At 49.9% G+C, this 16,312-nt stretch carries 4 protein-coding genes; all 4 read left to right on the forward strand.

From position 1 onward, the window contains the following. Positions 1–78: 78 nt before the first annotated feature. On the forward strand, positions 79–7,086 hold the full coding sequence (locus ACLGL1_RS05820) for a G5 domain-containing protein (protein WP_411007803.1): 7,008 nt from the start codon (positions 79–81) through the stop codon (positions 7,084–7,086). A gap of 27 nt (positions 7,087–7,113) precedes the next feature. After that, positions 7,114–7,845, forward strand: coding sequence for a class B sortase (srtB, locus tag ACLGL1_RS05825; RefSeq protein WP_411007804.1), 732 nt, complete (start codon positions 7,114–7,116; stop codon positions 7,843–7,845). Positions 7,846–8,022: 177 nt separating this feature from the next. Further along, positions 8,023–8,799 carry a CPBP family intramembrane glutamic endopeptidase gene (locus ACLGL1_RS05830; protein WP_411007805.1) on the forward strand — a complete coding sequence of 259 codons (777 nt, stop codon included), beginning with the start codon at positions 8,023–8,025 and terminating at the stop codon, positions 8,797–8,799. 310 nt (positions 8,800–9,109) lie between these two features. After that, positions 9,110–16,312 (forward strand): InlB B-repeat-containing protein (locus tag ACLGL1_RS05835; RefSeq protein WP_411007806.1); only part of this gene is annotated, 7,203 nt, incomplete at its 3' end.

Genomic DNA, 16,312 nt, shown 5'->3' on the forward strand with positions numbered 1-16,312 from the left:
TTTCGCTCTAAAACCTAGATAAACACTAGATGTTTTTCATATAAAAAGAAGAGCGTTTGCACGAGGAGGCATATCGTTTTGGAAAAAATACAAAAAGAGATAGAGGCAAAAAACCGCCTGCTGGCTGAAAGAATGCCCAAGTACGGGATGCGGAAGTTTTCCGTAGGCCTGGTGTCCTGCATCCTTGGCTACGCCTTGTGGGCCGCACCGGCCCCGGTCTTGGCCCAGGAGGCCCAGGCCCTGCCGGAAGCCGTGGCTGTCGAAAGCCCTAGTGCCGATGAGCCAGCCAGCCCCGTCCCGTCCACTTCTGAAAATATTTCAAGTGAAGTAAGTGACCAGGGCGCAGCAGCTACTGGTAGTGATACAGGAGAAGCCTCTAAAAAAGTTGATACCACCAGCCCCATGGAAGCAACTGAGACATCGGCTGCTTCTCTTTCTGCTGCAGAAAATCAGGGGGGAGACGAATCTCTGCTGAAGGAAGAGCCAGCTGGCGAAAAGCCACTGGAAGCCCAACCGGCCAAACCCGTGACCAAGGCAGTAACACCCGCACCGGTTGCTGATAACCAGCTGGAAACGCCTGCTGGGACAGATGCCCCGGCTGAAGAAAAAGAAAGTCCTGCAAGTGTTGAAAACCAGGCAGAACCAGCTACAGCTGCCAATCCTCTTGAAGCCGGCCCAGAAGAGGCTCCAAGTCCTGTTAGTGCCGGAGCAGGCACAGGCCCGGCCTCAGTGGGCGTTGCCAAGAATCCGACTACAGGCGAGGCCATCACCAAGACCGATGGGTCTATGGCAGCCGATGAGGCCAAGGTAGGAAACTACAAGGACTCTGAAATCGCCAATAATGGTGTGAAACATGACATTTTAAAGGATGACGTTGGAACCCAAGTCGAAGGGGTTACGGCCACTACCAGTGAGCCAAATGCAGAAACGATTGACAAAAGGACTGTCAGCGTAACCATTGATGTGGACAAGGATGCCAGCCAAAGGACCTATACAGAAATTGGCTCTTCCTCGACTCAAAGAGGAGCTCCACTTACACCAAATGATAATGGCAAGGTAGAGACCAAAATAGATGGAGTCAACCAGCCTAACCCTACAGATGATGTTAATGCTACAGTAGAAACAGGAAGACAAGCTAAATATTTTGTAGACGCTGAAAAGACCTATCTGGAAAAGCTCAACCACAAGGACAATAAGACCGGTCAGATCAAGTGGTCTGGTCAATATACTACGGATAATCCAAATAATCAGATTACAAGTAGTGAGAACTTTGAAGCCCACTTCTCTGTCAACCCCTTCCCTAATGAGAACAGAAACCTATCTATTATCTCTGTCACAGGGGAGACAAGTGTTAACACTGTTCCTGTCAAGGGCCAGTATATAAAAACTGGGGCCAGGATAGACAACCTCCTTCGCGAGACTTTTACCATTACTGATGAACAAGGCAATGAAAAGCAAATCACCATCGATGACTACTCCCGCATCTCAAGTGAAGTCTACCATCCGGATGGATATGTGGTAGACTCTAAGTATGCCCAGGCTATCCTCATCACCCCGGATAACAAGGCGGACATTTTAGCCGAAATGCAAAAACAAGACCCAACAGCTACCCTTACAGAAGGTGATGTGGTCTTTAAGATGCCTCAAGGGGCCATCATGAATGACCCAGAGGCAGCTGCCAAGGGTGAGTATAAGCCAATCCTTAATCCAAACTCAATCTTTAATGACCCAGTCTTTAAAAATATCCAAAATCTATCGGCAAGATTTTTTGCAAGACCGAGGACCGAAGCCGAGTTTAGGCAAATAGTAGATAAGGAAAACGCCGACCAAGGTTGGGTAAGCAAGTACTACACAGACACAGGGGCAGGCACCACCGCCATCACCCACAATGGAGAGATGGTCGTCATTGCCAATCAAGGTATCGCCCGCTATGACCACTACAACAAGGTCGGGGAAATCACCATCAACCTTGACGATACCCGCTTTTATGACCAAAACTGGGACACCAAAAAGGTCAAAGATACCGACAAGATGACCGGGATTAAGCCCGGCGAATCTAAAACCATGGAAATCAAGGCAGAAAATGAAGGCAAGTATCCTCACGAAAAAACTGCCTCAGAAATGAACGAGGCCCGTAACAAAGGCCTGGTCACCGGTAAAGTCGACCCGGAATTTATCGCAAGGGCTGAAGCAGACGGCTGGAAGATTGAAATCACTCCAGGAGACCTTTCTAGCTTTAAGGTAACAGCGCCGGCCACAGCCAAGGCAGGGGACTTTATAGCCCTCCCTATGTCCTATACCTATACCAATGGGTCGGAAGACGCCGAATGGTTCCACTTTGTTGTCCAAGAATCAGACAACAATAGGCCTGAATACCACGCCAAGGCCGGTTACCAAGGGGAAAGGCTGACAAATACGCCAATTATACCTGACGGTGAAAAAGATAAGGAAAAAAAGCAGCCTACATCCTATGAATTAAAACAAGGTGTGACCTACACAGATGATAAGGGCAATACATGGACAGATATAAAAATTAATGGTCAAACCGGTGAAGTGACAGCGGTAGTTCCAGAAAATGTGGAAATCATAGGGGGCGAAAACCTCTATGTACCTGTCATAGTCAACTATACAGATGCAACAACAGGACAGACCAAAACCGAAGAAGTTAAGGCCCAGTTTATCGCCAGACCCAGGTATCAGGCAGAAGTTGTCCACGAATATGAAAAGGACATCCCCTTTGAATCTAAGGAAATCTACGACGAAAACCTGGACATGGGCGTTATCCAAGTTGTCCAAGAAGGGACAGTTGGCAAGAAAAAGGTCAAATTCACCCAGGCCGTTCAAAATGGGGTCAAGGGGATTATCGTCAATGGTGTCTTTGAACCCGGTGATGCTAAATTTACTGTAATAGAAGAGACCCTGACAGAGAAGCAGGACAGACTGGTCAAAGTGGGCGTCAAGCCCCTTACCCAAGAAGTGAATATCAAGCATGACACGGAGATCATCTACGATCCGACCCTTGCAGCAGGCGAGGAAGTGGTGGATATAGAAGGCAGCGATGGAGTGGCCATTGTAAAAACAGTGAGAGACCCACAAACAGGTGTGATTTCCACAACAACAGAAACTACCACAGCCCCTGTCAATAGGAAGGTCCGCGTGGGAACCAAGTACGAATATACCCACGAAGACCACATTCCTTACGACACAACCATCCAATTTGACGATCAGCTTGCAGCCGGAGAAAAAAAGACTGTAACTGAAGGGGTAGTAGGCGTTGAAAAAACGGTCGTCAAAGCACCAGAAATCGTAAGTCTTGACGATATGATGGCTGAAATTGGCGAAGAAAACTTCCTACTCCACGACGAAACCAATGGTGTGTACAATCTTCCCAACTATGAGGCCATGGCCAATTACATGGTCGGCAAAGGCTATTGGGACGTAAGTAAAATTACAAAGACGACCGACCAATATGGCAATGTAATGGCAGCAAGCTATAATGGACAGACCTTTGAAGCATTAATGAATGGTTTCGATTCTAAGAATAGCCCAACCGGCACGATTACCATTCCCGAAAGAAAAGTTACCACAACCACGACTGAAAAGGTAGACAAGGTCATAAAAGTCGGCACAAAGACGGAAGGTACACTCGTAGACACAGATCCCATCAAACACGGCTTTAAGGTGGAATACGATTCTTCCATTCCCAAGGGCCAATGGGCATACAAGAAAAATGCCGCTGGCGAGGAAATGACAGGTACAGATGGGTCTATTACCAAGACTTGGACCATCGAAAATTCACAAAAAGTTGGAGACCCTACCGAGACAAGGGTAGAACCTGTGGATGCCGTCATTCTCGTCGGCTCTAAAGACTTTACTGGTAGTGTTTCCCACGATGTGACAGAAAAGATACCATTTAATGTACAGGTGATTGAAGATACTGACCTTGCACCAGGTAAGGTTGTAGTCCAACAACAAGGAAAAGAAGGAACTAAGACCACAACCTACACCCAAAACATCAAGAATGGAACAGCAGAAGGCGACATCCAAACTACTGTAACCAATAATGTTGCCGCTGTTGACCACATTATTCGCGTTGGCAAGAAACCTGTAACAAACACCAAGGAAGCAAATAGTGAAGTTGGCGTAGAAATCAAGTATGAATATGACCCGTCTTTAGACGTGGGCAAGGCAGAACTTGGCGACTATACGCCGGGCAAGGTTGTAACGACGGTTACAAACACCTACAATCCGACCACCGGACAAATTGAGACCAGTGAAACGGCCGTTGTTACCAAGCCTATCCAAGTCATTAAAGTCGGTACCAACAAATTTACCGGCGACTTGACCAATACCGTCAAGGAAACCATTCCATTTGAAGTCATTATTCAGCCTGACGATACCCTTGCAGCCGGCGAAACAAGAGTTGAAACTGAAGGTAAGAATGGTGAGAAGACTAAGACCATTACGCAAAAGTTTGTAAATGGCGTTCAAGAATCCTTTACAGTTACTGATGAAACAGTTACTACAGAAAAGGTAGACAAGGTCATCAAGGTTGGTACTATGACCGACGGCACCCACAGCCATACAGAAGATATTCCCTTTGAGTACACAGTGGAGTATGATCCGACCATGAAAGCCGGAACCTACAAAGAAGTAACCAAGGGCGAAAAGGGGTCTAAGACCACGACTTGGACCATTAAAAACTCCAAGGTTGTGGAGGGTTCTGCACAAACTTCTACTACAAAACAACCAGTAAGTGCCCTAATAAAAGTGGGCAGCAAAGACTTCACAGGCACCTTTACAACTACAGATAAGGATGTCGTTCCCTACGATGTAGAATACAAGGTTGACCCAAGCCTTGCCCCAGGTGTGGAAGAAGTAGACCAAGAAGGCGTTCTTGGCGAAAAAGAAACGGTTACGACTCATACTATCAAGAATGGCACTGTAGAATCTTCAGTAGTAGGGACGACTACCCAAACCAAGGCACCTGTTAAGAAGATTGTAAGAATCGGTGCTAAGACCGATGGCAGCCACGAAGTGGTCCAAGAAATTCCATTTGATATAGAAGTAAAGACTGACCCGAGCCTCAATAAGGGCCAGTGGAAGTACGAAAAAGACGCAGCTGGCAATGAAAAGAGAGGTGTCAAGGGCAGTAAGAAGACGACCCTTAGCATCGAAAACTCCAAGGTTACCAATGCAGACAAGCTAGCTTGGGAAACGACTAAAGAGGCTCAAAATGCCGTTGTCATTATAGGAGAAGGTGACCTAACCGGAAGCTATGATATCGTTTCCAAGAATATTATTCCATTTGATGTGGAATACAAACTTGACGAAACCCTATCCCCAGGGGCAGAAGTTGTAGAACAAGCTGGAAAAAATGGAGAAAGTCAAGTTACGACTACTCTAACCATTGTAAATGGTAAGGTCACTGGTAAGGATGTTGGTGAAACTATAACGAATTCCCAACCGACCACTAAGATTGTCCGAATCGGCGCTCAAAAAGAAGGCTCTTACACCCATACAGAAAAGATTCCATTTGAAGTAAAAGTGGAAGTCGACGAAAGCATGAACAAGGGCGACTATAAGATCGTAACCCAAGGCGTTGAAGGGTCTAAGACGACGAAGTTTACCATTAAAAATGCTGAAGTAACGGGCACTTCTGTAACATCAGAAACGAAACCGATAACCCAAGTGGTCAAGGTGGGCAGTAAGGACTTTACGGGACAGGTTCAACATACGGAAAATGTCCCCATTCCGTTCGAAGTCGAAATACGATATATGGCAGAGCGCCCTGCCGGCATCATCGACATCATCCAAGAGGGGGAAGTAGGTGAAAAAGAAGTCACCTACACCCAAAAGATTAAAAATGGTGTCAAGGATGGCGATATGACTACAAGCTCCACGGAAACCAAGGCGGCTGTAAAACGGATCGTAGAAATCGGTACACAAACCGTGACCAAAGAAGTGGACAAGCCCATTGAAACGGTATTCGAATACAATGACCAGCTTGATTCCGGTATCATGGTCGAAAAACAAGCCGGCAAGGCTGGAAAGACGACGGTTCAGGTCTACTACGACCAGGCAAGCAGCAATCTGAAGACCATCGAAAGAACGGAAGAAGGTCAAAAGAGAATCGTCGAAATCGGCACTAAGGCTGTTGAAAAGTCTGTCGACATTCCATTTAATACCGAGTATGAACTTGATGACACGATGGAATATGGAAAGACTGAAGAAAAAACGGCCGGCGTTAAGGGGACCAAGACCATTACAAGTACCTTTAACCCCCAAACCGGCAAGATTGAAGTCACTGAAACAGATGTAGCGCCTACCAATCGAGTGGTTAAGGTCGGTTCTAAGACAACCGGGCAAGTGAAATATGTCGATAAAATTGCCTACGAAGTTGAGGTGATAAGGGACGACACCATGGCAGCTGGAGACATAGTAACTGTCCAAGAAGGCGAGGAAGGCCTAAGAGAAGTTTCAATTAATGTAGTAAACAGTCAAAGAGACGGAAATATTGAAGCAAGGACCATCAAAGATCCCGTGAAGAAAATCGTCAAGGTTGGGACCTTATGCAAGATGCCGCCGAAACCCAATCCGGGTGGCGGTGGCAGCACCAAACCTAGCAATCCCCCAACCCCTGGGACGACAGACCCAAGTCATCCGGTAAGGCCTAACCCGAGCCAACCCGGCGGGTCTAGCCCAGACCAGCCGACCAAGCCCAACCCGGGCCAATCCGGTGGGTCTACCCCGGATAAGCCTGTTCCACCGAGCCCGGATAAACCGATCAAGCCCAACCCGGGCCAACCCGGCGGCTCTACTCCGGACCAACCGGTCCCGCCCAGCCCGGAAACCCCGGTTAAGCCCGATCCGGTCGGGCCGAGCCCTGTCCAACCGACCCCCACCCAGCCCGCACCGGTAGGCCCCCAAGCCCCCGGTCAACCGGCAGCTGTCAGCCAGGCCAATGGCGACAGCCTGGCCCCCAAAACCTTTGACCCCGGCGTCCTGCCCTACGCAGGCCTAGCCGGCGCCGCCTCAGCCCTCCTGGCCCTGCTCGGCGCCAGAAGAAAAGAAGACGAAGAATAAAAAGAAAGAAGGAGGTCAGAAACAGCAGTGAAAGGAAAAATCCTTCTCGCCATCAAAATCCTCCTTTTAGCCATCATCCTCTTTTCCAGCTATAAAATCATCAGCTACTACCAAGCTGACCGGGACTTCACCAGCCGGCACCAAGCCCTTACAGCTGCCCTGGCCACTAAAGCACAAGACCAAACCAGCCCAGGTGAAGATCCCCATAGCCAAGCCATGGTCCGGACCCTCAAAGACCTCCAAGCCCGGTACCCCGATATCATCGGTTGGATCCAAATCCCCGGCACCAGGATAGACCTCCCCATCGTCCAAGGCCAAGACAATGCCTACTACCTGGACCACAGCTACACCGGTGAATACCACCCCTTTGGCGAAGTCTTCATGGACAAGGCCAACCGGCCGGACCTATCCGACCAAAACACCATCCTCTATGGGCACAACGTCCAAAGCGGTCAAGTCTTCCATGACCTGGAAGGCTACCGGGACCAAGCCTTCCGCAATGCCCACCCCACAGTGCACATCTACACCCCGGAAGGCCGGCAGGACTACCAAGTTGTCGCCGTTTACATCGCCTCCCCCGCCAGCCCCTACCGGGCCCCCAACTACAGCCCCACAGACTGGCAGACCTTTAGAGACTGGGTCGCCGAGCGGAACCTCATCCAAGAAGACCTGCCTGCCGACCCCGGCCACCCCATCCTGACTCTGTCCACCTGCTCCGATACCGACCGGCTAGTGGTCCAGGCCCAGGCTGTGGACTAAAGAGCGATCAATAAAAAAGTTCCTGAGTGAGAAATTTGCTCAGGAACTTTTTTCTTTGGCCCAGGAAAGTTTCACCGGCCTTATTTATTTGCGATAGGACTTTTAAATATGCTTTTAAATATGATATAGTGGTCCTATATTAATGAACCGTCGCCCAGCTCAAGGGGAGAGATGTCCATGATCATCAAAAATGCACCTGACCGGCTAGGCCGTTACCTGGTCCTGACCTTTGCCATTAGCTGGTTGGCCTGGTGGGGAGAGGCCCTGGTCGTAAAAATAAGCCCGCTAACGGCCCAGGATCCTCCGGCCCTGCTGGCCTTTTTCCTAGGTGGCTTTGGCCCAACCATCGCCGCCTGCCTCTGCCTGCCGGGTGGCTTTTCCTTAAAAGGGCTGGGCCAATTCCTGACCAGCCACCGGCCCAAGACCCTCCCCGTCTTAGCCGCTTTTGCCGGCCTCTTGGCCCTCTTTTTCCTGGCCTTTTCTACTGGCCTGGTCTCGGGCATCCCCAGGGATGGGCGGGCCCTGGTCGTCTTTGGCCTGGTCTTTATCCAGGCCAGCCTCCTCTTTGGCGGCAATGAAGAACTCGGCTGGCGGGGTACCCTCCAGCCCCTTCTGGCTAACCGCCTGCCCGCCTGGCTGGTCCCCCTGGTCATTGGCCTTATCTGGGTGGGCTGGCATATCCCCTTGTGGTTTATAGAAGGCAATAGCCACCAGACCATGTCCTTCACCGACTTCGCCCTCCTGGGCCTGGCCCTCAGCTACTGGCTCTCAGCCCTCATGACCCTGACCCGGTCCATCCCTGGCTGCATGGTCCTCCATGGCCTGACCAACACCTTCTTGGGGCTCTTGGTCATGAACCAAGGCCCCGCCTACTACCTAAGCTTGGCTGTGCTCACCGGCTTAAGCTTGGCCGTCAGCGCCCAGGTCCAGCCCCGGTCCAGACAGAGGGATTAGACTCATCTGGCCCGGGTTTTGTGGGAGCAAGGAGACCGGGAGGCTGCCTATAAGATGTCAAAGAAGGCAGCGGGCGGCCGGCAAATCAGCTGGTCGCTTTTTCCAGGCCCGGCCATTTTAGGCTTTTGTCTATGATCCCTGCCTGTTCGTAACTGAAGGGCTATTTTACAAGCTTTCAGCCGCCTCTTATCTTTTATTTGCCCTAAGAATGGGGTATACTTAACATGGTAACCTGTCTTTAGAACGATTATTTATAAAGAATATGAGCTTATTTACAGTGAAATTAGACGCTAAAAAGGAGAAAAGAAAGATGAAAGTGTTTCAGCCTACACGCAGTGCCTGGGCCAAGAAGGCAGTGGCCTTCTTATTAATCGGCTTTTTGCTCCTGGGGTCCCTTCCCCTGGAAGCCCTGGCCAGCAGCTTCCGCTACCATGACATTCCCAGCGAGAAGTACAATTACATCAACGCCATGCCGGTGGACAAACCGGCGACATTTGCTACCGACCCGGCGAATGTCGCCGAGGCCAACGCACAGATCAAAGACCCCGACTACCCCAAGACCTACACCATGGCCGGGGACTTTAAGGTGCAACGGGGCGATAGGCTAGAGACCAACTACCAGCCCTACATCGCCACCGTCGGCGATGAAAGGCTAATAACACCAGAAGAAGAAGCTAAAGTCAACCACAAGGAGAAACTCCCTGAACTAGACGGTTACACCCGCCCGACGCCAGTTTTGGATGTTAATTACAAGTTCGTTAAAAGTAAGGCGATTCAAAAGGGCAAAAAAGTGGAAACCAACCCTAAGGATCCGATTTTTGAAAATAGCCTAGCCACTGGCTACGACTTTAAATACACCTCTGTCCAAGTGCCCATTAAGATTAAGCATGTCTTCCAAGACCTCTATAATAAGGAAAAGTACGGGCCGAGACCAGGAGACACCAAGCCAATCGAAAAAGAACAATCGGGCCAAGTGGGCCACGATATGGTGGTTACCCCCCTGGACAGCAATGACCGCCTAGGCTTTGAGCCGGAGGCCAATGTGATCACCGTCCGCGTCCCGGAAAACCCGAGAGACTTTGTCGTAGAATACCGGTATAACCGGGCCAAGTACAATGTTTCCTATGATACCGCCGGCGGGTCAGATATCCCCGCCCGGGTCCTCTACTACGGGCAAACCATTCCGAACGTCAAAGAACCCACAAAAGTTGGGGCAAAATTTCTAGGCTGGAAGGCCTCCCACGCCTTTACCTATACAGACGACCAAGGTGGTACGGTGAGCGTAGCGGCAAATACCCCCATTGCCAATAAAAAGTCTGAATTTAAGGACGCTATGCCCGCCCACGACTTGACCTTTACCGCCGTTTGGGAAGACAACCCTCAGGCAGACTATACCGTCCTCTACTATACTGAAAAGCCCGACCACGACTTTGGCAGTAAAACCCCGGCCAACCGCCGGGAAAAATACGACTTCGTCGGCGCACGGGTCATGCCAAATGCCCCTACCGGCTCTCAACCAAACTTGGAAGACCTCCTGCCCATTGGCGTCACCTTCCCCGACTTAGAGGGGCAATCGGCAGAGGTCGTTAAGAATAAGGATGAGCTTTCAAAATACTACACCTACAATGCCGCCCTAACGAAAACCGCCAACGCCGTTCGAGAAAACAAAGGCGACGGCACCGCTGCCCAGGTCCAAAAGAAGGTGTCTTCTACGGGGAAAACGGTCTATGAGGTCTACTATGATAGGACCGTTTACACCTTAATCTTTGAAAAAATTAATATATCTAGTAGGTTTAAATCTTTTGATCCAGAGATTACGGTATACGATAAAAAAACAGGTAATATCACCGTTTACGATTATAAGAATGGAAGTCCAGACCATGGCAATGAGCCCTACTCCATAACCGCCCGCTTTGGCGAGTCTTTAGCCAACAAGTGGGTGAGAGACGGGGATATGGGGGATGACTATACCAAAAACATCTTTAAGGGCGAGAAGATGGCCTATATCTCCAAAGGGTACCCAATCAGGAGATATTCACAAGGTTGGTGTATTAATAAAGTTAAAGGCTTTATCTATCGAGATACCCCACCCTATCGGTTGACCAAGGGCGAGTTTATCGACGTGGACAGGACCCTTACCAGCCCGTCTAGAAAAGATACTTCTGGTCAGCCAATATCCTATGCGGGTACAAATATTATTTCCATGGGCATTGCCGTGTCAGACGCGAACCAGTTTATGCCCCACCATGTGGACTTTCAGCTAGAGGACATAGACGGCGTCTACCGCTTTCACCCAGACCTGTACTACTGGAAGTCGGATACGGATTCTAAGGAATATAGCTTCCCGGCACCAAGCCTTAAGGGCTTTACAAAACCAGGGGATAAAAAATCTGAAAGGGTTCAATCAGAAGAAGCCTTAAAAGCAAAAAACAATGGTAGAGCTGAGAATGAAAAGACCCCCTTTGCCTTCCAAACAACATTAAATAGGAGCGATTTTTCTAAGAATAATGGCTATATCCCCTATCAGTACAAGAGAAACGCCTACACCCTGAACCTCAACTCAGACCCAACGACGGTTAAAGAAGATGCAGCCTATACAGATAAGACCTTTACCGACGGCTCGCCCCAAAGCCAAGCGGTCAAGTACCAAAAGCCCCTTGCAGACCTGACCCTTCCCGTCCTTGCCGAGGCAGATGAACCACCATTCGTACAAGAGGCCAGGGCTAAGGGCCTTGAATACAAGTTTAAGGGCTGGGCATTAGACCCTTCGGGTGTCAACTTTGTTCAAAAGGCAGTGACCAATAAAGACGGGTCTGTAACTTTAGTCAAAGACCCCAAGGCCCAGGAAACCATGCCCGACTACAACCTTACCCTCTACGGGATTTGGGGCGAGGAAGAGCCGGACTGGACCATAGCCTTTGACCCCAACGGCGGCACCTTGACGGAACTGGAACCGGACTACGTCGCTACCCACAAGGAAGGGGAAGAGGTAGAGACCACCATCGGCAAAAAAGACTATAAGATGCCTGAAATCGTCACCGAAGGGGGCTACGACCGGAACCAACCGGGCAAGGTCCAGAAAGTCAAAATCGGCCACCGGCTCACCATTAAAGAACCTTCTTGGAAGCCCAAGCGGGAAGGTTATGACTTCCTCGGTTGGGAGCTGGTGCGTAAAAATGCCAATGGCACTGTGGATACCAGCTACTACGACACCTATAAAGTGCCGGAGCTCTACGCCTTCCAAAACGAAACCGTTGCCGATGCCTACCTTAAGGCCATTTGGGTCTCTAATGAACTCGTTCCCATCAAGGCCGTCCACCACTTCTACAAAGAAGACGGCAAGACCTTTATAAGAAAGTATGAAGAAAGCCTACCAGCTAAGCGGATTGGTTCTTACACCTCTGCCGTCGCCACCCAGCAAGGGGCCAAGTACCTGGTTCTCAAACACGACGACAAGGCCAACGAGCTGGAAGGGAACCAAACCTACGAAGACATTTACAAGAAATCGAATCGGAAAAACGGCTACTTCCAAACCATGAAGGTGCAAGACCCCTATTTAGAGAACGGTACGGCAAACCCGGATGCCTTTAATGAATTCCATTTCTTCTACCGGGAGTTTAAGACCCGGAAGTATAAGGTCAACTACTTTGATGACCGGGTCAAGGGAATTACCAACCCCACCGATGACCAGCTGAAAACCTACCGGATCATCAATAAAGCTGAGCCGGAATTGGTCGAAAACGGCAACCGCCACTTTGATGCCCGGAACTACCGCCACATTCCCGGCTGGAAGCTGGTGAGTGCTCCCCAGCAACAGCTTTTCTTTGACTTAGATGAAGAGGGCAACTTCCTGGGGATTAACGGGACAGGCAAAGATGAAATCGCCTTCTATTACCAGGATGTCCGCGTCATTGAGCGGGATGATCCTAAGGCTGTTACCCCGGAAGGCTACCACCGGGTGATTTTCAAGATTGACCCGGACAAGCAAGGTGGGAACTTCGGCTACGTCAAGGACGAGCATGGGCAAGATAAGTTAGACCAGGATGGCAATAAGATCCCCAAGACCCAAGTGGTCTACGACGTCATCGACGGCCTTTATTCCGATAATGTCCCTGTGCCGAAAGTCTTAGAAGGGGCAGATAAGGAAGCGGCGGAAAAAGCCGGCACCCCCTATATCAACGCCGACCCCGGCAAAAAATTCCTCTACTGGGATAATGCCAAGCTCTTTAATGAAAAGACCGTCATCGGCCGGAACTACGAATTTACCGCCTACTTTAACTGGGCAGGCCTGCAAATCGACCCCTTGGTGCGGACAGAGGCCTTAACGGATGTCAACACCTTTGCTCCCACCATCGACGAACTAAAGGCTGCCCTCTCTTGGGTAGAAAACGGAGTGAAAGGTCCCTTGCCGGCGGGTGTGGAAGTGACCATTAATGAAACGGAAAGCGAGATTTATGCGAAAGTCAAGGAACTCGGCAAGTCCGATTCCGACGAAGACTTGAGAGATGTGACAATTGCCGCCACCGTGGACTACGGCAACGGGTCCAAGCAGGCCATTGAAATACCGCTTAGGGTTTATAAGAACCGGTATGAGGCCCTAACCACCGGCGAAAAGCCCAAGTACCTCCTTGATGCGGAAAAAGTCGCTAGCCAAGAAGAAAAGGATAATGGCAAAAAAGACGGCGACCTCGTGGACATCTTAAAGGACGCCGGCGGCAGGTACGTCAAAGTCACCGTTAACCCCTCCGGCAAGCAGGGCGATAAAGACGCCAAGGTTTACTACGTTAACCCCAAGGCCCTGGTGGATATTCCTGAAATTGCCTTAACCGATGAGGAAAAAGCCAAACTGGGCTTTACCCATTGGACGGCAAGCAATAAGGAATATAATGAAGGGAATAAAGAAAACGGCGTCTTTAAATTTAAGGACGGCGATAAGGCCAAGCGCTACCGGTTCACCACAGACACCGTGATAAGCCCCGGCTTTGCCCAGGATGTTGTACCCCAAGAGGGTGCGGAGAAACCCAATGTCCCCGAAAGCTATGTCAAGGTCATCGTCAAGACAACCGATAAGGCCACAGATGAAACGGCCTTTGAAAGGACCTTCTGGGTCAATGCGACCAAGGAAGTTGCTATCGAAGGCATAACCAATCCTACAGGCAAGGTAGACCAAGATCTCGACCTTGGTGGAAAGACTGTAAAAGCCGAATACCTCTTTAAAGACTGGCAAAAGGTCCAAGCCGGCAAAAGTGATGATAGCCTGACTGAAGTCAAGCCTGCAGAAGCCGTTAATCTTGAAAAACATCAATTTACCGACAAGGTCACAGTCATCGAAGCCAACTATAAAAAGTCTATTAGCGCAGTTAAAATTCCGGAAGCTTTAAAGACAAGCCCCCTCCACACCCCTGAAGGTAAAACCCTTGAAAAGCAAGACTATATCAAGCAAATCACCCCCCAAGAGGGCAAGGAGATTAAAGATATAGAAATTATTAAAGGTGCAGACCCTAACACAATAGGGGAACAGACGGCGACAGTTATCGTCAAGTACAAAGACGGGTCTACGACGGGAACGCAAGATAGCCCTGTAAAAATCACCGTCACCGTCCACGAAAAAGTCATCCCCTCCCCTAATGGCGAAAAGCCAAAAGGGGCGATGGATAACTATGTCAAGGTTAACTTTAAAGCGGGGACCGGCGGCAGCTTAAAGGGGACGCTAACTTACTATGTATCCCCGGAAGTGGAAGTCGACTTAACTCAGCCGGCAAAAGACATTACGAAAGCGCCGGAAACTGGTTATTTGGTTCAAACTGGGCAAACGGAAAACTGGACCAACGCCAATGGCGATACCCTTGCCTTGACTGGGACTTTTAAAAATGAAAACACCTTTATCTATAATTTCGTCAAAAATGGCGACATTATCGAAAAGGTATCCGGTAAACCGGAAAACCCGCCGCAAGGCTATGTGACCGTCACCTTTGCCGCTGGCGAAAATGGTAACATTGAGGGTGGCGATAAGACCTACTACGTCAACCCCAAGGCTGGGATTAAGCTAAAAATCTTAGGCGACAACGAAACGGCTGGCGATAAAGAACTCGCCGTACCGACACCGGTCGCCAATACGAATTACAGCTTTGACAAGTGGGTGGAAGCGATTAACCAAACCGACACCATTACCGGCAATCTCGAGCACGTCGCCCACTTTTCCAAGGGCAAGGTAACCCTAAGCTATAAGGCCGGCGAAGGCACCGGAGACCTTCCGAAAGACCAAAGCGTCAATATCGGCGATACCGTCCAGTTGGCCAACCAAGGCAGCTTGACAAAAGACAATGCCGAATTTGCCGGCTGGAAGTTCGACGGCGACGACAATGTCTATAAAGCCGGCGAACGTGTCACCTTAACCGAAAGCAAAACCGCCACCGCCCAATGGACGACGGTGAAACACACCGTCAGCTTTGATAGTAAGGGTGGAACAGATGTAGCCAGCCAAGAAGTGGAACACGGCGGCACACTCCAAGCCGTTACCAAACCCACCAAAGGCGACCAAGTCTTTATGGGCTGGAAAGAAAAGGGCAAAACAGGCGATACCGACCCCTACTTTGATTTAACAACTGCCATTACTGAAAACAAGGCCCTGGTAGCCATCTGGCAAGCACCTGTCCAAAAAATCGGCGAAAACGATCCAGTAGAAGCACCATTTATCAAGGTGACCTTTAACCAGGGCGACCATGGTAGCTTGCAAGTTGAAGAGGCTAGGCAAGCAGTCTTCTATTATAAGGTTGCCAAGGACCTTACCTTTGCTGACGCCCAAGCCAAGGGCATGGCCGTCCCCACCATCATTCCCGCTAACTACTACAAGGCGAAAGCGGAAAACAGCGGCTGGGACCAGGCCTTAGCCCTTAACAAGGCAAACATCGACTTCACCGCCCAATATGCCCCTGAAGCCGACGTCATTCCCATCAATCCGGACATCACGCCGGACGAAAAAATTGACGAAGACCGGCCGGAAGGTATGGTTATCGTGGAATTTGTGGTCGATGAAGAAAAGGCCTTTATGACAGAAAGGTCAAAATTCTACGTGGCGAAAGACAAGGAAGTCACCTTTAAAGCCCCGGTGGCCTATAACAAGGTCAAGGGTCTGGAGTTCACCGGTTGGGAAAATACCCCCCTTGACCAAGACGGCAAGTTGACCAGAACCTTTGCCCAAGATACTAAAATTCCGGCTCAGGGCATGGCCACGCCGGAGCTGGAAATCCAGTTGCCGAATGCCGGTGAAGTAGATGTTCGTATCCTTAATGACTTGAAAGGGGCAACAGGTAAGCTGGAAGTGGTCACCAATGGCCAAAGTCAGGTCATTGATAGCAAGGAAGTCACGGTGACCATGAGACGAGGCAGAAGAAAAGTAACCGAAAGCTATACCTTGTTTGCAATAGGCCGGCCCCTCCAGTCCGGTGAGCTCATTCGCTACTGGGCTGAAAAAGACGGCATCAGGTCTGACATGAGAGAATTCACGATTAAG

Source organism: Peptococcus simiae (genome assembly GCF_046569735.1).
GTDB classification, from domain to species: Bacteria; Bacillota; Peptococcia; order Peptococcales; family Peptococcaceae; genus Peptococcus; species Peptococcus simiae_A.

Excerpts from the sequence above, each read along its gene's own strand:
- ACLGL1_RS05830 (WP_411007805.1), top strand. The coding sequence starts at position 8,023 with ATGATCATCAAAAATGCACCTGACCGGCTAGGCCGTTACCTGGTCCTG.